The following is a 24716-nucleotide window of genomic DNA, read 5'->3' as shown; positions in this document are numbered from 1 at the left end:
ATACGATGAATTCCAGACGCAACTCGCCCGCGCAGACCGGATTCTCTGCGATCCTGACGCTGCCCTTCGGTGGTCTGGGGGTGCATGCGGACTCATGCTGCATCCGGGAACTTGTGTTCCTGCCGCCGGAAACACCCGCCCGCCCCCCCGAGAATCCGCTTGCCGAACGGGCTGCGACGCAACTGCTGGCGTGGCTCGACGACCCCGACCGCCCCTTCGACCTACCCCTCGCGGAGCGCGGCACGGCGTTTCAGCGGCGGGTTTGGTCAGCGATTGCTGCCATCCCGCGCGGCGCGCATCGCGCCTACGGTGAAATTGCCGCGGAAATCGGCAGCGCCGCACGCGCTGTGGGTCAAGCCTGTGGAGCCAACCCCTTCCCCATCATCGTGCCCTGCCACCGCGTGATGGCCGCCGGCGGAGGAATCGGGGGCTTTGCCAATTCGACCGGCGGCTACCTGCTCGACACCAAGCGCTGGCTGCTGCGCTTCGAGGCCTGCCGGTGAGTATCGAGAATGCGCTCGACGCCGCCACCCGGGCCGCACTCGACAGTTTCAACGACGCGATGTGGCTCGAGCACGGGCTCGCGCGCAATACCCTGGCGGGCTATCGCAGCGACCTCGCCCTATTCGCGTTCTGGCTCCATGAACGCGGCACCCAACTCCAGCAAGCAGGCCCACCCGACCTCGCAGCCTACCTCGCCGAATTCAGCCGCCGCGCCAAGCCCGCCAGCCAACGACGTCTGCTCGCCGCCTTGCGCCGGTATTACCGTCATCTGCTAGCCCAGGGGCGTATCGGGACCGATCCCACCACCCTGCTCGATCCGCCGATGCGCAGCGAGCGCTTTCCGAAGACCCTTACCGAAACACAGGTGGATTCCCTGCTCGCAGCACCCGACGTCACCACGCCCATCGGCCTGCGCGACCGCAGCATGCTTGAAGTTCTTTATGCCACCGGATTGCGAGTTTCGGAGCTTGTGGGACTCAAGATATTTTCCACCAGTCTCGCTGACGGTGTCGTCCGCGTAATGGGAAAAGGCAGCAAGGAACGGCTCGTTCCCCTCGGCGAGGAAGCCATCGACTGGCTTGGCAATTATCTGCGGGATGCCCGCCCGGACCTGCTCGCAGGAAAAAGCAGCGACGATGTATTCGTCAGCCGGCGCGGCAGCGGAATGACCCGCCAGATGTTCTGGCGCATCGTAAAACAATACGCGATGACCGCCGGCATTCCCGCCGCCAGCATCTCGCCGCACACCTTGCGCCACGCCTTCGCGACCCACCTCCTCAACCACGGCGCCGATTTGCGTGTAGTCCAGATGCTGCTCGGCCATGCCGACATATCGACGACCCAGGTCTACACGCACGTCGCACGAGAGCGCCTCAAGGCACTCCATTCCCTGCACCATCCGCGCGGATGAATCATTTCCTCAAATACGCTTTCAAACCAGATTCGCAATTCGGAGCACCATCATGAGCAAACAGGATACGCACGCACCCGAAACGCCGGCCACGCGTTTCCTCAAGCAGCACGGCGTCGCCTTTTCCGCGCACCTCTATGATTACGAGGCCCACGGAGGGACGAAAGTATCGTCGCGCGAACTCAATGTTCCCGAACACGCCGTGGTCAAGACGCTGGTCATGGAAGATGAAAATGCCGCTCCGCTGATCGTGCTCATGCATGGCGATTGCAAGGTATCCACCAAGGAACTGGCACGCCAGACGGGCAGAAAACGCGTCGAACCCTGTGCCCCTGAAACTGCAAATCGGCACTCCGGCTACCTGGTCGGCGGCACATCCCCGTTCGGCTTGCGCAAACGCATGCCCATCTACCTGGAACGTACGATTCTCGACCTCCCGCTCGTCTATATCAATGGGGGCCGACGCGGCTTTCTGGTCGGAGTCAGCCCCCACGAGATAATGCGCGTATTGCAGCCGGAACTGGTCAGCGCCTCGATTTGAACGCACTTTCCTGACGCCGATTACGATTTCAATTCGCCTCCTGATTCTAATTCGCCGAAATTGCTGGCAGAATAAGCGCAGCCAATCACCCTGACGCCAGTGAAGCACAGCGTACCCAAGGATGATTGCCCTGATCGGAAATCAGATCAATAACAATTGAAACCGGAGAAAACATGGAACTGGCCAAGATGTCGCTGACCGAATTGCGCCGCCTGCAATCCAAGGTCGAAACGGAGATCCGTCGACGCAGCGATTCCGCCCGCCGCGACCTCCTGAAGAAAATGCAGAAGATGGCGGCCGAGGAAGGCCTGTCGCTGAGCGACCTGCTCCCCAGCGCCGCGGCTGCGGAAGAAAAGAGTGCGCCCACCAAGCGCCGGACGAAAGCAGCAGGCAAGAAGGCCGCACAGGTCGCCGTGAAATACCGCAATCCGGCAAATCCGCAAATCGGCTGGAGCGGCCGCGGCCGCAAGCCGCAGTGGGTGATCGACTGGCTTGCCCAAAACAAGCCGCTCGCAGAACTCGAAGCCGTCGCGGCGAAATAAGCAGTCCGGGGCATTTGATGCCCCGACGAAGGCTTGTTGTTTCAGCCCGCGGCCGGAGGAAGGGAGACCCCATCCCGGCCGCGCTGGATATACACACCGACTCGTCGCACCCCTTTCATGACCCCCAGCTTGGCGATGCGTATCTTCACCCAGGGGGCGCCGAATTCGTCGAACAGAAGCTTCACGACGAATTCTCCGAGGGTTTCTATCAGGTTGAAGTGACGCTCGGCGAACTCCTTGCGGATTCGTTCGATCACCTCCGCATAGTCGATCGTGTCGGCGATGTCGTCCTGCTCCGCCGCCGAATCCGGGACTCCGAACGTGAGGTTGAGCTCCAGCGTCTGCGGTGCGGCCTTTTCGCGCGAATAGATGCCGACCCAAGCCTGTACCCTCAATTCCTCGATGAAAATGAAATCCATGTCGCTTCCCGATTTGAATCGCGGCAATTCTAGGTGAAAAAATGACCCTGCTGCTTCTATTGCTGGCCGCCTACCTGCTCGGCTCCATCCCCTTTGCCATCGTCTCCAGCCGCCTTTTCGGCCTCGCCGACCCGCGCAAGTACGGCTCCGGCAACCCGGGCGCGACCAATGTCCTGCGTAGCGGCAACAAGGCCGCCGCGTTGCTGACCCTGGTCGGCGACTGCGCCAAGGGGTGGCTCGCGGCATGGGGCGCCAGCCGCCTCGGCTTCGACGCCACCGACACAGCCCTGGCCGGCCTTGCGGCCTTCCTTGGTCACGTCTTCAGCGTGTTCTTGCGCTTCAACGGCGGCAAGGGCGTCGCCACCGCACTTGGCGTGCTGCTCGGGATCAACGCCTGGGTTGCACTGGCTGCACTGGCAACCTGGCTCGCGGTCGCATTCACCACTCGCTACTCGTCCGCCGCAGCCTTGTCCGCCGCACTGGCCACCCCCGTCGCCGGCTACGTCCTGCTGGGCCCCACGCCGGTGACCGGCGTTCTCGCGCTCATCGCGGCAATCCTGATCTGGCGCCACAGCTCCAACATCCGCAAACTGCTCAACGGCACCGAAGGCCGCATCGGCGGTCGCAAGGCCTGAACGCACCCCGCTCGCGTCAGGCGGCACCTGGCGCACGCAACGCCGCCAACGGCCAGCGTGGGTACACCCGGACGGCACAGGCCGCCTCGGGCGCCTCGCCGGCCGCCATCCGGCGGCCCCCCGCAAAGGCAATCATCGCACCGTTGTCGGTACACAGCGCCGGCTCAGGGTAATACACCCTCCACCCCTTGCGTCGCGTCGCCGCGTCGAGACGCTGGCGCAGCTTGCGGTTGGCGCCCACGCCACCAGCCACCACCAGCCGCAACAGCCCCGTCAACTCCAGCGCCTTGAGCGCCTTGGTGCATAGCACGTCGACCACGGCATCCTGAAAGTCGGCCGCCAGATCGGCAGCATCTTCGGGTTTCCACTCGGGACCGGAAACGACGTTCAGCACTGCGGTCTTCAATCCGCTGAAACTGAAATCGAGATCGCCGGACTTGAGCATCGGCCGCGGCAGCCGGAACCGCCCCGCGTGCCCGAGCTCGGCAAGCGCCGCCAGTTGGGGGCCACCGGGATAACCGAGACCGATCAGCTTCGCCGTCTTGTCGAATGCCTCGCCCGCCGCGTCGTCGAGCGACTCGCCCAACAGGACGTACTCCCCAACCCCGGTCACCTGCATGAGCTGGGTATGTCCACCGGAAACCAGGAGCGCGACGAACGGAAACTCAGGCGGATCCGCGGACAACAGCGGCGACAGCAGATGCCCCTCGAGATGATGGACGGGCAGCACCGGGACACCCAGCGACATCCCCAGCGCCTCCGCGTAGCTTGCCCCTACCAGCAAAGCCCCCGCCAGCCCCGGCCCCGCCGTATAGGCGATCGCATCGATCTGCGCAAGGGTGCAGCCCGACTCCGCAAGCACCTGCCGCACCAGAGCGGGCAGGCGGCGGATATGGTCACGCGACGCCAGCTCCGGAACGACGCCGCCATAGGTCGCATGCAGATCGATCTGCGAATGCACGCTGTGCCCGAGCAATCCGGCATCAACGTCGAACACCGCCACGCCCGTTTCATCGCAGGAGCTTTCGATTCCCAGAACTCTCATGATTTGCAGCCAGCAGCCTCGCCGATCGGACAGGGCGCCATTCTAGCGGGCGGGCACTCGGAAAGCTAAGTTTGTACTTGGCTTGTTCTGATCTAATGGATATAATCCGCGTTTTCCGCCTACCAGACACACAAGGAAGTTCGCAATGCCGGGTATCCGCGTCAAGGAGAACGAGCCGTTTGAAGTCGCCATTCGCCGCTTCAAGCGCACCATCGAAAAAACCGGTTTGCTGACCGAGCTGCGCGCCCGCGAGTTCTACGAAAAGCCCACCGCGGAGCGTAAGCGCAAGTCGGCCGCCGCCGTCAAGCGCAACCACAAGCGCCTGCGCAGCCAGACCCTGCCGCCGAAGCTGTACTGATCCACACCTGGATCCAGCAGCCGGTCATCCACGCCGGGCGCAAGTCAGTAGACTTGCGCCCGGCGTGGCTTTTGCATTTCCATTCGGAGCATTTCCCATGTCCCTCAAGCAGCGCATCCAGGACGACATGAAGGCCGCCCTGCGCGCCAAGGATAGCGCGCGCCTGTCCGCGGTGCGCCTGCTCATCGCCGCAATCAAGCAACGCGAAATCGACGACCGGATCGAACTCGACGACGCCGGCGTCCTGGCCACGGTCGAAAAGCTCGTCAAGCAGCGCCGCGACTCGGCGAGCCAGTACGACACCGCGAACCGCCCCGACCTCGCCGCCAACGAGCGCTTCGAGATCGAGGTGCTGTCGGCCTATCTGCCCACCCAGCTGACCGATGCCGAACTGGACGCCGAAATTGCCGCCGCGATCGCCGAAGCGGGAGCCACCGGCATTGCCGACCTCGGCCGCGTGATGCCGCAACTCAAGGCTCGCCTCGCCGGACGCGCAGACATGGCGGAAGCCTCGCGCCGGGTACGCGCCAGACTCTCGGCCTGAGCACTCACCGCCCGCCCGGACACGGGCGGCGGCAACCATGATCCCCCAGTCGTTCATCCAGGACCTGCTCGCGCGCGTCGACATCGTCGACGTCATCGAACGCCACCTCACCCTCAAGAAGAGTGGCGCGAACTACTTCGCCTGCTGCCCCTTCCACGGCGAAAAGTCCGCCTCGTTCTCCGTCAGCCCGAGCAAGCAGTTCTACCATTGCTTCGGCTGCGGCGCGCACGGCAGCGCCGTCGGCTTCCTGATGGAATACACCGGGCTGTCGTTCGTGGAAGCAGTCAAGGAGCTCGCCTCTTACGCCGGATTGCAGGTTCCCCAGGAAACCCGCCCCGGCTTCCGCCCTGAATCAGCACCGGCTCATGACGGACTGATCGACGCCATGGCTGCCGCCGCACGCTTCTATCGCGAGCAACTCAAGTCGGCACCCGCGGCCATCGACTACCTGAAGCGAAGAGGCGTATCGGGCGAGATCGCAGCGCGCTTCGGCATCGGCTTCGCACCGGACGACTGGCAAGCCTTGCGCGCCACCTTCCCCAACTACGACGCAAAGCCCCTGCTCGACGCCGGTCTCGTCATCGAAAACGACGCCGGACGCCGTTACGACCGCTTCCGCAACCGCATCATGTTCCCGATCCAGGATCGCCGCGGACGCATCATCGCTTTCGGCGGACGAGTCCTGGACGCAGGCGAACCGAAGTACCTCAACTCCCCCGAAACACCACTATTCGAAAAGGGACGCGAGCTGTACGGGCTTTCCCAGGCGCAGAAGGCGATCCGCGATGCAGGCTACTCGATTGTCGTCGAGGGCTACATGGACGTCGTCGCGCTCGCGCAATTCGGCGTCGCCAATGCCGTCGCAACCCTCGGAACGGCGACCACTCCGCACCACATCAACACCCTGCTGCGCCAGTCGCAGCGCATCGTCTTCTGCTTCGACGGCGACAATGCGGGACGCAAGGCGGCCCGCCGCGCCCTCGAGTCTGCACTCGAGGCGCTGCGCGACGACGTCACGCTCGCTTTCCTGTTCCTGCCCGAAGAGCACGACCCGGATTCCTTCGTTCGCGCATACGGCGCCGAGGCGTTCAACCGGGCCGCAAACGACGCCACGCCGCTGACCGCCTTCCTGCTCAACGAACTGCGCGCCGAATGCCCCCTCGATACGGCCGAAGGCCGTGCGCGACTCGTACACGACGCCAAGCCGCTGGTCACACGCATCGCAGCACCAATGCTGCGCCTGCAGATCATCAAGGCGATCGCCGACGCGTCCGGATTCAGCCAGGGCGAAGTCGAATCGGCGTTCGGCCTGAAACAACAGAACACCGTGCGCCAACCGCGCGAAGCCGCATTCGACGGCCGGCGCGGTCGTGGCCCGTCGGGCTTTCCCGCGCCGACCTCGAACCGCCAGCGCCGACAGCAGCCTTCGGCGGCAAACACCCTCCTGCGCCTCGTCCTGCAGCATCCCGCATGGGCCGCACGCCTGCCTGTCGACCTCATCCCGACCCACACCGCGGAAGGCCGGGCACTGGTCGCGATCGTTGACCTGTCGAGCACCGGCGACCTGGCAATGAACGCGGGACTGGGGGCACTGGTCGAACAGTTCCGCGACACAGCTCACGCCGAAACCTTGGCGCGAGTGGCAGGGGAACTGGTCGATACCGAATTTGACGAAGCCGTCGTCGAGATCCTCTTCGAGGATGCCCTGAACAAACTCCACGCCGACGCGATCGCACGGGAGATCGCCGCGCTGTCCGCACAGGAGCGCGAATCCGGGCTTTCCCCGATGGACCGACACCGCCTCGCCGAGCTGCTGCTCGAAAAAATGAGCCTTGTCAACGCCCGCAAACCGCTGGACGTTTAGTATAATTGCAGGTTACCCAACTCATCTTTCGCCCGATTCAAGGAGTGCCATGGCCCGCGAAAAAATCAAGGATTCGCGCAAGGATAGCCCCAAAGGACGAGCCTCCAAGGCCAAGGACAAGGCCGTTCTGATCGCCGAAGGGCCGGAACTCGGGCCCATCGACGCCGAAATCCGCAGGACCCGCCTCAAGACCCTGATCACGCTCGGCAAGGAGCGCGGCTACCTCACCTATGCCGAGATCAGCGACCACCTTCCGGACGACGTCGCCGACGCCGAGCAGATCGAAGGCATCATCGCGACCTTCAACAACATGGGCATCCGGGTCTTCGACGAAGCCCCGGCCGCGGAAGACCTGCTGATGTCCGACGCCGTGCCGAGCACGGTGGACGAAGACGTCGCGGAGGAAGAAGCGGAACAGGCCCTGTCCTCGGTCGACTCCGAATTCGGGCGCACCACCGATCCGGTGCGCATGTACATGCGCGAGATGGGCACCGTCGAGCTGCTCACCCGTGAAGGCGAAATCGAGATCGCCAAGCGCATCGAGGACGGCCTGCGCCACATGGTCCAGGCGATCTCCGCCTGCCCGACCACCATCGTCGAGATGCTCGAGCTCACCGACAAGGTCGCGCAGGACGAAATGCGCATCGACGAACTCGTCGACGGCCTGATCGACCCGAACGCCGCCGCGACCGAAGCAGAAGCGGCCATGTCGGAGGCCGAGGAAGGCGACGAGGACGCCGAGGACGAGGAAGGCGCGGACGACGTCGGCGACGACGACGACGAGAATGCCGAGGAAAAGGAGGCCGCAGCCAACGCCGCGACGCTCCTGCAGCTCAAGAACGAAGCCCTCGCGCGCTTCGCGATCATTCGCGAACTCAACGAGCGCAAGATGGCCGCCCTGGCCGACCGTGGCTCGCAGGACGCGGACTACCTTTCGCTGCAGCAGCAGATTTCGGACGAGCTTCTCAACATCCGCTTCACTGCCAAGTCGATCGAACGCCTGTGCGACTCGGTACGCCACATGGTCGAGCAGGTACGCGGCCACGAGCGCCAGATCCTGCAACTATGCGTCGACCGCGCGGGCATGCCGCGCCAGCACTTCATCAAGGTCTTCCCCGGCAAGGAAGTCGATCTCGACTGGCTCAAGGACGAGATCGCGCTCGGCAAGAACTACGCCGAAGGCCTGATGCGGGTGCACCCCGCGGTGCTCGAGGAGCAGCAGAAGCTCATCGACCTGCAGACCCGCATCGGCATCCCGCTCAAGGAGTTGAAGGACATCAATCGCCAGATGTCCACCGGCGAAGCAAAGATGCGCCGCGCCAAGCGCGAGATGACCGAGGCCAACCTGCGCCTCGTGATCTCCATCGCCAAGAAGTACACCAACCGCGGCCTGCAGTTCCTCGACCTGATCCAGGAAGGAAACATCGGCCTGATGAAGGCGGTGGACAAGTTCGAATACCGTCGCGGCTACAAGTTCTCGACCTATGCGACGTGGTGGATCCGTCAGGCCATCACCCGCTCCATCGCCGACCAGGCACGCACGATCCGCATCCCGGTTCACATGATCGAAACGATCAACAAGATGAACCGCATCAGCCGGCAGATCCTGCAGGAAACCGGCCAGGAGCCGGATCCGGCGACGCTCGCCGAGAAGATGGAGATGCCCGAGGAGAAGATCCGCAAGATCATGAAGATCTCCAAGGAGCCGATCTCGATGGAGACACCGATCGGCGACGACGACGACTCCCATCTCGGCGACTTCATCGAGGACCAGGCAACGCTCGCCCCGGCCGACGCGGCGATGTACTCCAGCCTGCGCGACGCCACCAGCGAAGTGCTCGATTCGCTCACCGCGCGCGAAGCGAAGGTGCTGCGCATGCGCTTCGGCATCGAAATGAACACCGACCACACTCTCGAGGAGGTCGGCAAGCAGTTCGACGTGACGCGCGAGCGCATCCGCCAGATCGAGGCCAAGGCGTTGCGCAAGCTGCGCCATCCGAGCCGCTCGGAACGCCTGCGCAGCTTCCTCGACAGCGACGCCTGATAGCCCGCACTCCGGCGGGCGTGCAAGCACCGCCGGGGCAGCAATCAGCTAAAGGGCCTCTAGCTCATGCCTGGTTAGAGCAGCGGACTCATAATCCGTTGGTGCTGGGTTCGACTCCCAGGGGGCCCACCATATCGAAGGGGTTACATCGCACGATGTAACCCCTTCGTCTTTCCGGACGGAACGCAGGCGCCGCGCAGGCGGCGCCGCGAGTCGGTCCAGCAATCAGCGGACCGTATAGCGGAACGCGCCGCGCTTGTCGGCGCTCACCTTGATCGCGTTGATCGCAGTACCTTCGGCCATGCGGACGAGCGCGCTCTCCGCGATGTCGGGCAGCAGGCTGCCGTTGAGGATGTGATCCACGTTGCGTGCCCCGGAGTCGGTTTCGGTGCAGCGCTGCAACACCGCATCGACGATCTTCTCGTCCCACTCGAAGCTCGCCTGGTGGTTGGCCGCCACCCGGTCGCCGATGCGGCGCAGCTTCAGCCGGATGATCTCGGCGAGCATCTCGTCGGAAATCGGGTAATACGGGATCACCTTCATGCGCCCCAGAAAGGCCGGCTTGAAGTTCTGGTACAGCACCGGACGCAAGGACTCACCGAGTTCATCGGCGGAAGGTATCTCCTTCTTCGCCTTGTTCAGGCAGGCATGCATGATCTGGCTCGAGCCGACGTTACTGGTGAGGATGATGAGCGTATTGCGGAAGTCGACCTCCCTGCCCTCCGCGTCATCGAGCACGCCCTTGTCGAACACCTGGAAGAAGAGCTCCAGGACGTCCGGATGCGCCTTCTCGACCTCGTCCAGCAACACCACGCAATAGGGATTGCGCCGTACCGCCTCGGTCAGCACGCCCCCTTCGCCGTAACCCACGTAGCCCGGCGGCGAGCCCTTCAGGCCTGAAACCGAATGCGCCTCCTGATACTCGCTCATGTTGAGCGTCACGAGCTTGCGCTCTCCGCCGTAGAGGATGTCCGCGAGTGCGCAGGCAGTCTCGGTCTTTCCGACGCCCGAGGGGCCGACGAACAGGAACACGCCCTTGGGCTTGTCGGGATCCTCCAGATTCGCACGCGCGGTGCGAACGCGCTGCGCGATCGCATCCAGCGCATGGGACTGGCCGATCACGCGCTCCTCGAGCAACGGCTTGAGCTGAAGCACCGTGGTGATTTCGTCCTTGACCATCCTGCCGAGCGGGATACCGGTCCACGCCGAGATGATCCCGGCGACGACGTTGCCATCGACCTCGAGCGGCACCATCGGATCTTCCCCCTGCATGGCCCTCAACTCGTCGGAAAGCGACTGCAAGGACCGCTCCGACGCATCCACGACAGATTCGCCGCGGTGACGCCCCCGCAGGTCGCCGATCTGTGCCACCAGCGCTTTTTCCCGCTCGTGACGCGCGCGCAGGTCCTGCAACTCCGCCTCCACGGCCGCAATCTGCCCTCCAATCGCGTTCAGGCGCTTCGAATGCAGGGCGCCGTCCTGCGCCTCGCGCTCCAGCGCGGCGGCCTCGGCGCGCAGGCGCGCGAGCATCTTGTCCGCGTCGTCGATGCGACCCGGCACCGAACTGTGCGACAACGCCACCCGGGCGCACGCGGTGTCGAGCACGCTGATCGCCTTGTCCGGAAGCTGCCGGCCACTGACGTAGCGGTGCGACAGGCGCACCGCTTCGGTCACTGCCTCGTCCAGCACACGCACGCCGAAATGCCGCTCCATCAGGGGCACGATGCCCCGCAACATCGCCGATGCGACGTCTTCGGACGGCTCCTCGACCTTCACGACCTGGAAGCGGCGCGCGAGCGCGGCATCCTTTTCGAAGTATTTCTTGAACTCCGCCCAGGTCGTCGCCGCGACGGTACGCAACTCGCCGCGCGCGAGGGCCGGCTTGAGAAGATTCGCCGCATCGTTCTGCCCCGCCTGCCCGCCGGCACCGATGATCGTGTGAGCCTCGTCGATGAAGAGCACGATCGGCACCGGGCTCGAACGCACCTCGTCGATGACGCCGCGTAGGCGGTTCTCGAACTCGCCCTTGACGCTCGCGCCGGCCTGCAGCAAGCCCATGTCGAGCACATGCAACTCGATACCCTGCAGCGCCTCGGGAACATCACCCGCGGCAATGCGCTGCGCCAGACCTTCGACGACGGCGGTCTTGCCCACCCCGGCCTCGCCCGTCAGGATGGGGTTGTTCTGCCGCCGCCGCATCAGGATGTCGATGACCTGGCGGATCTCGGCGTCGCGCCCGATCACCGGATCGAGCCTTCCTTCGCGCGCGCTCCGCGTGAGATTGGTCGTGTAGCGTTCCAGTGCAGGGTTCTCGCGCTGACCGTCGATGACCGACGCCTCCTGGTCCTCTCCCGAGGCCGGTTCGGAACCCTGCCCTGCCCCGCCGACCTCGCGCGACTCCTCGGACTCCGCCGTGACCTCGTCGAAGTTGTGCTTGAGCTCGTCAACACGCACGCGACCGAACTGCGCCGAAGCACGCAGGGCAAGCTGCGCCAGCCCGGACTCGGTCAGCATCGCCAGCAGCAGGTGCCCGGAGCGGATGCGCGGCAAACGCCCATCGAGCGATGCGATCAACCAGGCCTGCTCCAGGAGAAGCTGCAGCCGTGGCGAGAAGACCGGCGTGCGGTCGTTGCCGCTGCGAAGGCGGCCGACCTCGCGCTCGAGATCGCGCCGGACGGCCGGGATCCCGACGCCGCTTCGCGCGAGGACGGCCGCGAAGTCGCTCGCCGGCCGCTCGCACAACGCAAGCAATACGTGCTCGAGGTCGACTTCATACTGGCCGTGCGCCATGCACAGGTTGGCGGCACGCTCGACGGCACCGCGACAAATCGTGTTGAGCTTGCAGATCAGGGTCTTGAGGGATGTACTCATGGGAGCGGAGACAGGATGGGGAAAGCGTTGCTCAATGGCACGCGCCGGGAGAATAGACGGCATCGTCCCGGTCGCGGCCGGACAGGCGCGAGACAAGGAAGGCATCGCGCCCGAGACGCGGGCTCATGGCGGCCCCGAGCGCCGCAGCACGGACATCCGCGGCACGCAGGCAAGGCCGGACTTCATATTCAAACTGGTGCCCGGTCGCCAGCTGCAGCAACTTTGCGAGGGCTGCTGCCGATTCGCCGCCGGGAAGGAATGCGTGGTAATCGGCCGCTGCAAGCGGCCCCAGGTGGATTCTTACCCTCAGGTTGCGCTGCCACACCCGTTCGCCCGACAGGGCGGTAAGTCCGAGCAGGGCATTGCGTCCACCGAGGGTGGTGCGCTGATCGTCGGGCAGTGCATACCACGCTCCGACGAACTGCTCGACGCGCACCGGTACGCGGAAATGCCCGGCGAGAATGCGTTCGAGCGCCCGCGCCGACAAGGGTCGCTGCGACAGGAGCGTCGCCACGCGGGCAATCGCCTCGTCCTCGATCCGCCCAGGGCCGTCGCGCATCCGCTCGCGCAGGGCATCGAAACCAAGCCCCGCCACCGCCAGCACCAGCGGCAGGAAGCGGTTGCGGCGGTCGCTCTCGTACTGGAGCGGCAGGCGGTACTTCTTCCATGCGAGGTAAAACTGCGCGACCGCACGATTGGCAAAGATATCTAGCAGGGCACGCGCCGCACGGTCGCGGTGTACGCGCTCGCGCTCCGAGATGCGCTCGGTGTAGTGGGCGGGCAAGGCGCCATGCACGCCGAGCAGCCCGATCGCGTAAGGGATGATCTCGACCTTGCGCCAGCGCTGCGGGCCGTCGTTGCCGTCGGCGTCGTCCGGCCACGCATCGAGGGCTTCGATCTCGGCGGGAGCGAAGCCCTGATGCAGGGTGTTGCGGAAACGGATGCGCTCCGACAGCACATCGGCGCCGTGCCGGCGCCCTGAGTTCTCGCCACGGAACAGGCCATCGAGCAGACGTACGGCCTGAAAGAACTCAAACCGGTACGGCGCCTCGACGAGCTGCTCGATCACACCAGGATCGAATCGCCCGAGCGTGGCTCGCATCGAACGAGCTCCTCCCCTGTCCTGACCGATACAAGCACGAGCTGAACGAAACTGTTCAACTGCACATAAAGACCGAGAAAGCGATCGATAACCCGCGCGAAGACATCGAGACCGGCGCCGACGAAACTGTCCTCGTCGACCGTCAGGCGCACCTCGATCCCTCGAACGAAACTTGCGAAGGGGCGCCCGGCCATCCAGCAGGTCTTCTCCCGCTGCTCGATGCCCCGGATCCCGTCGATCTGGCGTCGCGACACCGGCGTGCGGCGCACGTCATAGAGTCCGAGCATTTCCTTGAAGGCTGCGAGGCCGTTGCCGGTCAGGGAAAGGTGATTCAGCGACAGGTGAGAGATCAGGCGCCACAGTCCGTCACGCTCATGACTGAAGCGGCACGACAGCGTCGGCACGCGCAAGAGCCGGATCGTTCGTACCGCGCCTCCGCCTTCCACATGGAGGTCGCCGCCCTCGAGGCCGATCGCGAGCCGCGCCGGAAGATCACGGTTGGTGCATGTGAGCGCTACGCTCAGGATGTCCGTGCCGGGCTGGAGCGGTTCGAAGCCGGCATCGACGATCGTTAGCGCAGTCTCGTAGCCGGGGCTGCGCTCCGCCACGCGCGCGTCGCGTTGCGCGTGCCAGTAATGGCCATCCCGACCGGGCGATTCGCCATGACGCAGGGAAAAGAATGGGCGATATTCAGTCTGCGCCTCGCCGTCCGGCCTGCGACTCACGCGGCTGACCGCGTCGATCGAATAGACCTCGTAAGCATGCGCCTGGCGTCCGTCTGCGACCACGGGATACGTCGACGTGCGCCCCGTGAGGCGGATCGGATCGCCGGGCCGCTGGAACAGGTTGACCACCGGCACGCAGCCCAGCTTGAGGGAATCACCGCCTAATCCGCCCAGAAGCCGGGCGATCTCTCCGTCCGGCCGCACGTCCTTGAGTGCAAAATGGACACGGAGCGCCCCTCCGCCGCGGGCAACGCCCGGCAGGCGGGTGAGAAGCAGATCGAAAAAGTTGTACTTCTCGGGAAAGGCGAAGTACTCCGTCAGGTGACGGTAGGCATCATGGGCGTTGTCTGGAAAATCGACCAGCGCCTCATCGGCCGCCAGACCGACCTCCCCGATCACCGGTCCCTCGACCCGATGCCAGGTACCACTCGCGTCTTCCACCCACGTCCGCAGAACGCGCAGGAACAGCGCATCGCGCAGCGCGGCTGCGACAGACGGTTCCGCATCGATGTACAGGCGCACCCGTTCGATGCCCCCCAGCGCGCCACCGCCTCCCTGAACCGCAAACCGCAACGACAGCATCCCCGAGACGCCAAGCGGCGCGCGCACGGCCGCCGGAATGTTCGCAACCGGCTCGAAGCGGAGCTCATCGACGCGCAGCGGCAACAGCTCCACCCGCCATGCGGTGCGGAACCGGCAGGAGACGCCATTCACCGCCCGCGACCGCAGTTCCGTTCCCCGCTGCAGCGCCGCAGGCCGGGAAAGTTGCGACGCCCCGTCCCCGCCGTCGAAATGTGCAATCGAACAGGCGGGGAAGGGGCGCAGGTAATGCGGATACAGGACCTGCAGGAGGGCCTCGGTGAATAGCGGATACGAGTCCTCGAGTTTCCTCGATATACGGGCCGACAGCAGCGCGAAGGATTCGATCATCCGCTCGACGTGCGGATCGTCGCATCCCTCGCCGTTCAGCAGCAGCCGCGCAGCAATCTTCGGATAGCGTTCGGCAAACTCGCGGGAATTGCCGCGCAGGAACGCAAGCTCGCGCTCGTAATAGGGAAGGAGATCTTCCATTTCAATTCTGGCCGCTGCGCGGAGCCTGCCGATTCACCGAGTAGAGAAGGGTCGTCGGCTGCAACAAGGCGTCGAAATTGACCGGCTCGCGGGCAGGACGGACTACGAGCAGGGCCTTGATCGAAAAGTACAGTGCATTGACCGAGCGGCGATCCAGCTCGATCCGGACTTCGACATCCCGCAGCCGCGGCTCGTGACGGGCGATCGCCGTCTCGATCGACTGGCAGATCGCCGCGCGATCGTGCGGATTGTTCAGGCTCATGGCCGCGAAATCCCTCAGCCCGTACGTGAGCGGCGATCTGGCCGCTTCGGGGTGGTACAGGGCCAGAGATTCATCCACGGTCGTACGCGCATTGAGAAGGGCTTCAAGATCTCGGGCAACCGAGTCTTTCAGTTGCTCGAGCGACAGAACGGGCCGGGCGGGGCCGGCAGGGCTGTCGTCGAACAGTTTGTCGAAGAAGGTGGGTTCGAACCCTTTCATGATGACGGCGCAGCCCGGGCAGCCCCCGGGCCCCACGCGACTTCCGGACGGTTCAGGTCAGGCTCGGAGCGTTCTTCGCGAGGTTCCAGGCACCCTGGATGTTCACCTTGCCCGACTTGTTGCCGTCGATATTGAGCTCGTCGTAGGTCCACTTCACCGCCGAATACTTCAGCGCGAAGGTTTCGGTCGGAATGCCCTCGCTCGACACCGACGGCGACACCGAAGAGATCAGCACGTTCTTGAGTTCGACCTTCAGGTACTGGTGCCGGTTTTGCGTGCCGCTCGGATTTCCGGTCGTGTTCTTGCCGCCGAACGCACGGTAGAAGTAGATGATCGCGTCGTTGACGATGAGTCCGGAGGAGCAGGCCTGGTAAAGCTTGGGGCTGGCTCCGTCGATATCCTTCACGAAGATCATCTCGCCGTGTTCGCAGCGCTCGGCGGTGTGCCCGCCGGCGCTCGACGCGGTGGCCGACTTCGGCTGACGGATGGTGTGCGACCACGAGTACACCTCGACCTGGTCCTTGTGCTTGGTGTCGCGCGAGTCGCCCTTGAGGTCGCTACCCTTGAATTCGATGTAGATATCCTTCATTGCCTTCAGCTCCTTGAATTAGTCGAACAATCAGGCCTTGCCGGACTGCGGCAGTTCGGCGACCAGCCGCAGCGAAACGGAGAGTTCGTCGAGTTGAAAATGGGGACGGATGAAAGAGACCGCCCGATAGACGCCGGGGCGTCCGGGAACCTCGTCCACCTCGATGGAGGCTTCGCGCAGGGGAAACTGCGCCTTGGTTTCCTGCGAAGCGGTGTCGTCTGCGGTAACGTACTGGTCGATCCACCGCTGCAGGTACATCTCGACGTTGGCGGCACTGGCGAAGCTGCCGATCTTGTCGCGCATCATCGCCTTCATGTAATGCGCGATGCGGCACACGGCAAAGATGTACTGCAGCTGCGCCGAAAGTGACGCGTTGGCGTTGGCCGCATCCGTGTCGTAACGGCGTGCCTTCTGGGTCGACTGCGCACCGAAGAACGCCGCGTAGTCGGTGTTTTTGCAGTGGACGAGCGGGATGAAGCCAAGATCGCTGAGTTCCTTTTCCCGCCGGTCGGTGATCGCAACCTCCGTCGGGCACTTCAGCGCCACCTCGCCTTCGCCGGTGCGGAAGGTGTGCGCCGGCAGATCCTCGACCAGGCCGCCCCCCTCCACGCCGCGGATCGCCGCGCACCATCCATGATTTTCGAAAGCATTGGTGAGGCGCGCCCCAAAGGCAAAGGCCGCGTTGCACCACAGGTACTTCGAGTGGTCCGCGCCGTCGACGTCCTCGACGAAGTTGAATCCCTCGGTCGTCGTTCCGTCGATCGGGTTATACGGCAGGCGGCCAAGGAAACGCGGCAGCGTGAGACCGACGTAACGCGCATCCTCCGAGTCGCGATAGGATTTCCACTTCGCATACTCCACGGTGTCGAACACCTTCGACAGGTCACGCGGCCGGCTCAGCTCGACATAGGATTCGAGACCGAACAGCTCGGGTGAAGCCGCGGTGATGAAAGGTGCATGCGCCGCAGCGGCAACATGCGACATCTGCTCGAGCAGGTAGAGGTCCTCGGGCTGGCGCGTCATCTCGTACTGGCCAAGCAGGACCCCGAAGGGCGAGCCACCGAAGGTGCCGAACTCCTCCTCGTACACCTTTCGGAAGAGCGCGCTCTGGTCGAACTCGATCGCGGTCTTGAAATCCTTGACGAGATCGCGCTTGGTCGCGTTCATCATCTTGATTTTCAGCTGAGTGCCGGTCGAGGTCTGGCGACAGAGGTAATGCAGCCCGGTCCAGGCACTCTCCAGCGCCTGGAACTGCGCGGCATGCATCACCTCGCTGAGCTGCGCCGAGATGAGCCGGTCCAGATCGGAAAGCCTGGCGTCGAGCGACGCCGAGAGGTTCTCGGACACGACGACCTCGCCTTCCAGGACCTGCCGCGCCAGTTCGCCGATGATGTCCCGCGCATGGCTGCGCTCGGACTCCGAGCGGGCGACACGGCTCTCCTCGATGATGCGATCCAGGAGCGGAATGTCGCCCCCGACCACTTCCGCATTGGCGGATGCTTGCGACAGCGCACTCATCGCTCGCCCCCCGAATCAGCCGAGGGGGTCGTCGCACCGATGGAGCGCAGCTTCTCCGTGTTGCTGAGCACGTCGCTCAGCAGGTCGTCAAGCTTCTCGTTTCCTGCGAGCTTGTTGCGAAGCTCCGCGAGCCGCGCACGTGCTTCGAGCAATTTGCGCAGCGGCTCGACCTGGCGCGCGACCGACTCGGGGCGAAAATCCTCGAAACTCCGAAACGTGAGATCCACGGCAAGCTCGCCGCCCTGCTCGGACAAACGGTTCTTGACACGAAATGCGGCACGCGGCGCGAGCGCGTCCATCACGTCATCGAAATTGTCGCCATCGATCCCGACGAACTTCCGGTCACGCAGCTTTGCCTCGCCACCTTCGCTTTGCCCGGCGAAGTCCCCGAGCACACCGACCACGAAGGGCAACTCCTTCTGTTCGACGGCGTCACCCTTTTCCACGTCGTAGGTGAGCTGCACACGCGGCGGCCTGACCTTCTGCAGACGCTTCTGAATACTTTCCTTCCTGGACACAATAGCCTCCTGGCAAGTCACCGGCGCACCGTGCGCCGCCCCGTCGGTGCTTCTTACTTCAGCGCACCGAACGGCCCGGAACCGTTTGCAGCAGTCGCTGTCGGCTCCTGCCCGGCGCTGGCTGCGGGCAAGACCTTCTTCACGCGCGCCTTCGGCTTGGCCTTCGGCTTCTGCTTCAGACTCCTCTCGCGCTCCTCCTCCAGCCGGCGCGCCTCGAGCTCTTCGGGCGTGGGCGGGGGAATCAGCACCGACTCGCCGAGCGATTCGCGCATGACCTTGGCCAGCGCGACCGCATCGCCGCGCGCGGAGCCCGTCATCTCGGTGTCGTTGCGCAGATCGGCCAGGGATTCCGTCGCCACACGCAATCCGCTCACGGCACGCACGCTCTTCGCCACGCGATCTGCCGGATCGCGCTGCAGGACCTCTCCCGCCGCGACGATCGCTTCGCCGTACTTGCCCCCATCGAACTGGATCCGCGCGATTCGCACCCATGGCTCCTTCGACTCCGGACCGAGCTCGGCCGCCTTTGCCAGCAGCCCCACCGCCTCGTCCCGCTTGCTCTCCGCGAGCAGCTGATCGACCTGCACCGTAGTCGTCTTCAGGTACTGCGAGTAGTCGTCCCGGGACATCTTCTGCGGCGTCGATGCGCAGCCCGTAACAAGCACAGCCATCGCCAGAACTGCTGCCTTTCCTGGAATTCCGATCTTCATCACCAACCCCGAATTATTGATTTGACATACCGGCATTGCGCCGCAAAGCCCGGCATAGTACATTTGCATCGTCACAAAATGCAATCTTCTGGCATTATTTTTTATGCTATATGCGTCCACAATGCTACCTGACCGTGCGCCCACGGGATTCTTGAGCGCCCCCGTACGTGTCGTACTGACCGCCATCTTGTTCGCCATGGCGACTGGCTGCTCGACCGTGTCGGCGCTACAGCTCGCCGGAACCGTGGCGGGCGTTGCACTTGAAGCGGCCGGACTGAAGAAGGCCGACGAGCGGCCCGCCGCCGAGGCGGTACACCCGGTCGCGATGACCCTTTCGACCGGCCCTGCGACCAATGCCACCCGGAAGGGCGACGCGCTCGCACTCGTCGTGCGCATCTACCAATTGCGCAGCAACACGGCCTTCGCCCGTCTCACCTACGCACAGGCCAGCACGCCCGAAGCCGAGCGCAACATGCTGCAGGATGACCTGGTGACGGTGCGCGAACTGACGCTGCTGCCAGGCAAGACCTACCGGTTCGAGGAGCAAGTGCCCGACCATGTCAAAGTCATTGGCATCACCGCACAGTTCCATCGCCCCGCGGCAAATCGCTGGAAATTGGCCTTCGATCGCGAGGCGTCGCAGGAGACCGGCATCGCGGTCGCCTTCCACGCCTGTGCGATGACGGCCGGGGCCGGGGAGTTCGCCCAACCCGCAACAACAGCTTCCGCCCGTTCGCTGTCGGGCGTCCGCTGTACCTGACCAAGGAAGCGCACAACACCGTGACACCCCCCAAGATCCTTTGGGGCGAAGGACTCTTCCTTCGCCCGCAGCACTTTCAGCAGCAGGATGCACGTCACGAGACGGGCATCCGCAGGGCCATGCTCACCGCGGAGCCGTTCGCCTGGGGCGTTCGTGCGCTCGAACTGGATCGTGACGCGCTGGCGAACGGGTCCTTGCGCATCGACCGTCTCGACGTGGTACTGCCCGACGGAGAGATCTATCTCGCACCGGGCGAGGACCGCCTGCCAGCGCCTCTTGCGCTGGATCAGCTCGATTGGGGCGCAGGACAGGTCGAACTCCATCTGGCGCTCCATCACCTGCGCGACTTCGGCAACAACTACGACGCGGGCGACAGCAACCCGGGCGGTTGTCGGTATGTGCTCGACACCTGCCAGGTGCCCGACCTGTTCACCGATGCGGTCGAGGCCGAGCTCGGCGTGCTGCGCAAGCAGGCACGCCTCATCGCAGGCACACAGGCGCCCGATCAATACCTGACGCTTCCACTCGTTCGCCTCCGCAGGACCACAACCAACGGCTACGAGGTCGACCCGGGTTTCATCGCGCCGAGCCTGCGCGTGGACGGCGCCCCTGCCCTGCACCTGATGCTGCGGCGCCTGCTCGATTCACTCCAGGCGAAAGTCGACGCCCTGTACGGTTTCCACCGCGAGCCGTCGAAGAACGTCATCGAATTCCGCTCGGGCGATATCGCATCCTTCTGGCTGCTGCATACGGCGAGCAGCGCCTTCGCGGCGCTCGCTCACATCCACTGGAATCCGTCGCTCCATCCCGAGCGCCTGTACCAGGAACTGCTGCGCCTCGCGGGCGGGCTGATGACCTTCTCCAAGACGCACACCCTCGCCGACCTGCCAGCCTACGAGCATGCACGGCCTTCCTCGTGCTTCGCGAAGATCGACGGGATACTGCGCAACCTTCTGGAAACCGTGATCTCGACGCGTTATTTCGCGATCAACCTGGACGAGCAGAAACCGTCGTTCCATCTGGGTCGCATCGATTCGGACAAGATCACGCAGGACACCCGCTTCTTCCTCGCCGTGTCCGCAACGCTGCCGCTGTCGGAGATCATCGAGTCGGTACCCGCACGCTTCAAGGCCGGCGCGCCCGACGACGTCGACAAGCTGGTGCTTTCTGCCATGGGCGGCGTGCCGCTCACGCATTGCGCCCAGGTTCCGCCCGCCATCCCGGTGCGCCCCGGGGCCTGCTACTTCAGCCTGGACCCCCACGGCCCGCTGTACGAACGCATGCTCAAGGCACGCAGCATCACCATTTACACGCCCACCGGCTACCCCGAACTCAAGCTCGAGCTCATTGCAGTCAACTCATGAACGCGAATCCGTCGATCTTTGCCGAGAATGCCCCCATGTCGGGGCCGCACTCGCCCCCCACTGTCAGGACCACGCTCGCAGACCTGTTGTACGAAGGGTTCTACATGGTGTTCCTGCTCAAGAACAACAAGACGCCCCGCGAGGCCCGGGAATTCTCCGACAGCGTCACGGCCTTCCTCGGGGAGTTCGAGCGCCAGGCCAAGAAACAGGACTTCGCGCCCGAGGATATCTTCGATGCGAAGTACGCCTTCTGCGCAACCGTCGACGAGGCCATCCTGTCTTCGCGCCTGTCCATCCGCGACGACTGGGAACGCCGCCCGCTGCAGCTGAGCCTGTTCGGCGACCAGCTCGCCGGCGAATACTTCTTCGACAAGCTTGGCGCCGCCCGCGACGCCGGCGCGCGGCGGATACAGGCACTGGAGGTGTTCCACATGTGCCTGCTCCTCGGCTTCCGCGGCAAGTACCTGCTCGAAGGCCCCGAGAAGCTCGCTTACCTGACGGCCCGTCTCGGGGAGCAGATCGCCCACATCAAGGGCCGCAAGGCGAGTTTCGCCCCTCACGGCGCCCGCCCCGACAGCATTGCACACGAACTTCGGCGCAGCTTGCCCGCATGGGTCACGGTCGCGGTGGTGGCATTCAGCGCGCTGGTCGCGTACACGGGCATCCGCACCCACCTTGCCCACGAAACGCAGGCAACCCTCGCCGGATATCGCGACATCATCAAGCTTGCCGCGAAGCGTCCCCACATCACCATCACCCTGCCTTGAACGCGATGCCAGGCACCGATTTCGAGGCATTGCTGTCCCAGCATTCGCGGCTGATCGAGATCCGTTCGACGGTACCGGCGCCGCTGCTCGTCGAGAGCATGACGGGACGCGAAGCCGTCAATGAACTGTTCCGCTTCGATGTCGACTGCATCGCGACGAATGCCTACCTCCCCCCGTCCGACCTGCTCGGCACGCAGTTCGCGCTGCGCTTGCGCCTCGCCGATGGAAACCTGCGGACCTGGCACGGCTACTGTACCCACTCGGCGCCACTCGGAAGCGACGGCGGACTCGCGCGCTACCGCCTGACGCTCGACCCCTGGCTCGCGCTGCTCGCCCAGGGGCGACGCAGCCGCGTGTACCAGGATCTCGACCTGAGCGGCTTGTGCGACGCCGTGTTCGCGGGCTATCGGATGCACGCGAACTGGCGTTTCGACGTCACCCGAACGCTGCGCCGGCGCAGTCTCTGCATCCAGCACCGCGAGAGCGATCTCGACTTTCTCCTGCGACTGCTCGCGGAAGAAGGCATCTCCTTCCGCTTCGAACACGAACAGACGCCGCAGGGCGACACTGCCGCGGAACGCGCACGGCACTGCATGGTCCTCTTCGACCATCATGCCGCACCTGGATCGACGCTTCAGGATCGCATCCGCTTCCACCGTGCGGACGCCACCGAGACCGACGACACCATCCAGTCCCTGGCGGAACAACATCAGGTCGGCGCCAATGCGTTCAGCCGCAGCTCCTGGGATTACCGCACACTGGTCGCAACGGCTGCGCAGGCCCGCAACAGCATCGACCACATGGACCTGCCCCCTCTCGAGGACCATGACGGCAGCGGCGCCTACCGCTTCGACGCAGAGACTGCGGCGGCGGAGCACGCCGATATCGCCCTTGCCGGGCATGAGGCCCGCTACCGCCGTCTGAGCGGGCATGGCAGCGTGCGCGGCCTGGCCGCTGGCAGCCATTTCGTGCTGGAAGGCCATGCGCAGTTCGCCGGCGAAAACGCGAACTTTGCCGTCCTCAGCGTCGAACACCGGGCTGCGAACAATCTCGGCAGCGGCGCCACGGCACTCCTGCCCGCCAATGGCATCGAGCGCGGCAGCTACCGCAACGAATTCGTCCTGCAGCCCGCAGCGGCCCCCGTGCTGCCCATGCCGCGTAGAAAACCGGCCGCATACCCGGAAACCGCGCTCGTGGTCGGAGAGGCTGGCGCCGCCCTGACCACGGATCGCGATCACCGCATCCGGATCCAGTTCCACTGGCAACGTGGCGAACGGCCCAACCCGGGCGGTCTTGCGATCGCGGGGCAGGCGACGGGAGACGAACACGCACCCGGCGATGAACGCAGCGGCACCTGGGTGCGCGTGGCCGAATGGCTGTCCGGCCCCGACTGGGGGAGTCACTTCCTGCCGCGGACCGGCACCGAAGTCCTGATCGATTTCGTCGACGGCGACATCGACCACCCGCTGGTCGTCGGACAGCTCTATGGCGGCACCGACCTGCCACCTTTCAGCGCGGGCGAGGCGAGCGCCGCCAACCACCCCGGCGTCATCTCGGGCTGGAGCAGCGACACCCATGCAGGCGGGGGACAGGACGTCAATCAATGGCTCGCCGACGACACGCCCGGACAGCTGCGTACCCGGCTCGCCAGCACTCACACGGCATCGCAGCTGTCGCTCGGCCATCTGGTCGAACAGGCGCCGCACACCTCCTCGCGCGGCGCCTGGCGCGGCGCCGGTCTCGAGTTGCGCAGCGACGGCTGGCTGGCCCTGCGCGCCGGCGACGGCATGCTGATCTCCTCCACCGCCCGCCCGAATGGCGCCTCGACGCAGATGGACGTCGCCGAGGCGGTCGGCCAGCTGCGGGGCGCGGAACACACTGCGCAAGCCCTTTCCGACGCGGCAGCGGCGCAATCGGCCCGCCCGCTGGCCGCCAACAGGAACCAGAGCGCCTTCATCGACGCCATCGACGCGGCACGCGACGGACACTACACGGGCAAGGTCGGAGGCCAGGACGTCGCCAAGGCCCGCCCCGGCAGCCGCGAGCCGGACGCCCCCGCCGAACGTTTCCCGCGACCGTTCATCGTCACCGAGGGGCCGGACGACATCGGCCTGTCCACGCCGGCAAGCACCCTGCTGTTTGCCGGCGGGCACCTGCACGCCACGACCCAGAAGGACTTTCACGCATCAGCCGCTCATACCTTCAGCGCCACGGTCGGCGAAGGGGCGAGCTGGTTCAGCCACTCCGGCGGCATCAGGAGCATCGCCGCGACCGGCAGCCAGACGATACAGGCGCACACCGATGCGATGGAAATCCTCGCGGACCAGTCGGTAACCGTCACCAGCTCGAACGACGAAATCCATGTCCTCGCCAGGGAGCTCATTGTCCTGCAGGCGGGCGAGAGTTCGGTCACGCTCGAAGGCGCCGACATCACCTTCGCCTGTCCGGGGACGTTTTCGGTGAAGGGGGCGGGGCATGCGTTCGAGGGACCGGCGAATCGACCGGCCGCACTTGGGACGCTACCACGTGGCGATACACCCAAAGGGACTATCGAGTTGGAGCACCGCTACCACGACGATGAACCCGTGAATGGGGCCGAGTTCGAGGCGACGCTTCCGGATGGCAGTGTCCGCAAGGGAAAGCTCGATGCCAATGGCACGGCAATACTGACCGACGTCCCGTTCGGCTCTGCCCGAATCCGCTTCGGCCCGGCAGCGACGGTATATCGGCGCAAGCATCGGACGCCCAACCCGGACTACGGCACCGCCCCCGACGATCGGGCGATCAGCACACTGATCGAGAAATACGCTGGACATCTGAACCAGGAAAAATGA

The 24716-nt window shown here is 64.8% G+C and carries 23 protein-coding genes and 1 tRNA gene; 14 read left to right on the top strand and 10 right to left on the bottom strand.

Annotated features, from left to right (window positions below; all coding sequences use genetic code 11):
• Window positions 1–5 precede the first annotated feature (5 nt).
• The 4 genes from U5817_RS06940 (at window position 6) to U5817_RS06925 (ending at window position 2497) form a co-directional block, all read left to right on the top strand.
• Complete coding sequence (locus U5817_RS06940; protein WP_407280158.1) at window positions 6–503, top strand: methylated-DNA--[protein]-cysteine S-methyltransferase; 498 nt, start codon at window positions 6–8, stop codon at window positions 501–503.
• A gap of 59 nt (window positions 504–562) precedes the next feature.
• On the top strand, window positions 563–1414 hold the full coding sequence (gene xerD / locus U5817_RS06935; protein WP_407281030.1) for a site-specific tyrosine recombinase XerD: 852 nt from the start codon (window positions 563–565) through the stop codon (window positions 1412–1414).
• Window positions 1415–1466: 52 nt separating this feature from the next.
• Window positions 1467–1955: a Cys-tRNA(Pro) deacylase gene (gene ybaK, locus U5817_RS06930; RefSeq protein WP_407280156.1), complete on the top strand. Its 489-nt coding sequence runs from the start codon at window positions 1467–1469 to the stop codon at window positions 1953–1955.
• Between the two features lie 173 nt (window positions 1956–2128).
• The gene (locus U5817_RS06925; RefSeq protein WP_407280155.1) at window positions 2129–2497 is read left to right on the top strand and encodes an H-NS family nucleoid-associated regulatory protein; all 369 of its coding nucleotides are present in this window, start codon (window positions 2129–2131) and stop codon (window positions 2495–2497) included.
• 41 nt (window positions 2498–2538) lie between these two features.
• Here U5817_RS06925 and U5817_RS06920 read toward each other — a convergent pair whose 3' ends face one another.
• On the bottom strand, window positions 2539–2916 hold the full coding sequence (locus U5817_RS06920; protein WP_407280154.1) for a dihydroneopterin aldolase: 378 nt from the start codon (window positions 2914–2916) through the stop codon (window positions 2539–2541).
• 41 nt (window positions 2917–2957) lie between these two features.
• Here U5817_RS06920 and plsY point away from each other — a divergent pair, with 41 nt between their 5' ends.
• Window positions 2958–3551, top strand: coding sequence for a glycerol-3-phosphate 1-O-acyltransferase PlsY (gene plsY / locus U5817_RS06915; protein WP_407280153.1), 594 nt, complete (start codon window positions 2958–2960; stop codon window positions 3549–3551).
• Between the two features lie 16 nt (window positions 3552–3567).
• Here the strand turns inward: plsY and tsaD are convergent, their stop codons facing one another.
• Complete coding sequence (tsaD, locus tag U5817_RS06910; RefSeq protein WP_407280152.1) at window positions 3568–4596, bottom strand: tRNA (adenosine(37)-N6)-threonylcarbamoyltransferase complex transferase subunit TsaD; 1029 nt, start codon at window positions 4594–4596, stop codon at window positions 3568–3570.
• A 145-nt stretch (window positions 4597–4741) separates the two neighbouring features.
• On the opposite strand from tsaD, the gene rpsU reads away from it, so the two are divergent.
• The 5 genes from rpsU (at window position 4742) to U5817_RS06885 (ending at window position 9538) form a co-directional block, all read left to right on the top strand.
• Window positions 4742–4954 (top strand): 30S ribosomal protein S21, encoded by a 213-nt coding sequence (gene rpsU / locus U5817_RS06905; RefSeq protein ID WP_011238288.1) that lies wholly within the window; start codon window positions 4742–4744, stop codon window positions 4952–4954.
• 97 nt (window positions 4955–5051) lie between these two features.
• Window positions 5052–5498, top strand: a complete 447-nt coding sequence (locus U5817_RS06900) for a GatB/YqeY domain-containing protein (RefSeq protein ID WP_407280151.1) — start codon at window positions 5052–5054, stop codon at window positions 5496–5498.
• A gap of 37 nt (window positions 5499–5535) precedes the next feature.
• On the top strand, window positions 5536–7362 hold the full coding sequence (gene dnaG / locus U5817_RS06895) for a DNA primase (protein ID WP_407280150.1): 1827 nt from the start codon (window positions 5536–5538) through the stop codon (window positions 7360–7362).
• A gap of 49 nt (window positions 7363–7411) precedes the next feature.
• Window positions 7412–9406 carry an RNA polymerase sigma factor RpoD gene (rpoD, locus tag U5817_RS06890; RefSeq protein ID WP_169128749.1) on the top strand — a complete coding sequence of 665 codons (1995 nt, stop codon included), beginning with the start codon at window positions 7412–7414 and terminating at the stop codon, window positions 9404–9406.
• A gap of 53 nt (window positions 9407–9459) precedes the next feature.
• Window positions 9460–9538 (top strand) — tRNA-Ile (locus U5817_RS06885).
• Between the two features lie 93 nt (window positions 9539–9631).
• Here the strand turns inward: U5817_RS06885 and tssH are convergent.
• Genes tssH through U5817_RS06845 form a run of 8 tightly spaced genes read right to left on the bottom strand, consistent with a single transcriptional unit; the run spans window position 9632 to window position 18952 of the window.
• Complete coding sequence (tssH, locus tag U5817_RS06880) at window positions 9632–12277, bottom strand: type VI secretion system ATPase TssH (RefSeq protein WP_407280149.1); 2646 nt, start codon at window positions 12275–12277, stop codon at window positions 9632–9634.
• A gap of 31 nt (window positions 12278–12308) precedes the next feature.
• Window positions 12309–13379 carry a type VI secretion system baseplate subunit TssG gene (gene tssG / locus U5817_RS06875; protein WP_407280148.1) on the bottom strand — a complete coding sequence of 357 codons (1071 nt, stop codon included), beginning with the start codon at window positions 13377–13379 and terminating at the stop codon, window positions 12309–12311.
• On the bottom strand, window positions 13343–15175 hold the full coding sequence (gene tssF, locus U5817_RS06870) for a type VI secretion system baseplate subunit TssF (protein WP_169128762.1): 1833 nt from the start codon (window positions 15173–15175) through the stop codon (window positions 13343–13345). Before tssF ends, tssG begins: the two co-directional genes overlap by 37 nt.
• Before the next feature lies 1 nt (window position 15176).
• Window positions 15177–15656, bottom strand: coding sequence for a type VI secretion system baseplate subunit TssE (tssE, locus tag U5817_RS06865; RefSeq protein ID WP_169128764.1), 480 nt, complete (start codon window positions 15654–15656; stop codon window positions 15177–15179).
• Window positions 15657–15708: 52 nt separating this feature from the next.
• Window positions 15709–16245 (bottom strand): type VI secretion system tube protein Hcp, encoded by a 537-nt coding sequence (locus U5817_RS06860; RefSeq protein ID WP_169128766.1) that lies wholly within the window; start codon window positions 16243–16245, stop codon window positions 15709–15711.
• 30 nt (window positions 16246–16275) lie between these two features.
• Window positions 16276–17763, bottom strand: coding sequence for a type VI secretion system contractile sheath large subunit (gene tssC / locus U5817_RS06855; RefSeq protein ID WP_407280147.1), 1488 nt, complete (start codon window positions 17761–17763; stop codon window positions 16276–16278).
• A complete protein-coding gene (gene tssB, locus U5817_RS06850; protein WP_169128786.1) occupies window positions 17760–18281 on the bottom strand; it encodes a type VI secretion system contractile sheath small subunit in 522 nt (173 codons plus the stop codon). The genes tssC and tssB overlap by 4 nt, the downstream gene beginning before the upstream one ends.
• A gap of 53 nt (window positions 18282–18334) precedes the next feature.
• Entirely contained in the window at window positions 18335–18952 is a 618-nt protein-coding gene (locus tag U5817_RS06845; protein ID WP_407280145.1) for a tetratricopeptide repeat protein, read from the bottom strand.
• A 190-nt stretch (window positions 18953–19142) separates the two neighbouring features.
• Between U5817_RS06845 and tssJ the strand changes: the two genes are divergently transcribed.
• From tssJ to U5817_RS06825, 4 genes are read left to right on the top strand one after another with little or no spacing between them, the layout of a single operon-like run.
• Window positions 19143–19751, top strand: coding sequence for a type VI secretion system lipoprotein TssJ (tssJ, locus tag U5817_RS06840; RefSeq protein ID WP_407280144.1), 609 nt, complete (start codon window positions 19143–19145; stop codon window positions 19749–19751).
• A gap of 20 nt (window positions 19752–19771) precedes the next feature.
• Window positions 19772–21115 carry a type VI secretion system baseplate subunit TssK gene (gene tssK, locus U5817_RS06835; protein WP_407280143.1) on the top strand — a complete coding sequence of 448 codons (1344 nt, stop codon included), beginning with the start codon at window positions 19772–19774 and terminating at the stop codon, window positions 21113–21115.
• Window positions 21112–21882, top strand: coding sequence for a type IVB secretion system protein IcmH/DotU (icmH, locus tag U5817_RS06830; protein WP_169128800.1), 771 nt, complete (start codon window positions 21112–21114; stop codon window positions 21880–21882). Before tssK ends, icmH begins: the two co-directional genes overlap by 4 nt.
• A gap of 5 nt (window positions 21883–21887) precedes the next feature.
• Window positions 21888–24716, top strand: a complete 2829-nt coding sequence (locus U5817_RS06825; RefSeq protein WP_407280142.1) for a type VI secretion system Vgr family protein — start codon at window positions 21888–21890, stop codon at window positions 24714–24716.

The sequence above is a fragment of the Aromatoleum evansii genome (assembly GCF_045689615.1).
Lineage (GTDB): Bacteria > Pseudomonadota > Gammaproteobacteria > Burkholderiales > Rhodocyclaceae > Aromatoleum > Aromatoleum evansii.
This window is presented reverse-complemented; position numbering and strand designations above follow the sequence as displayed.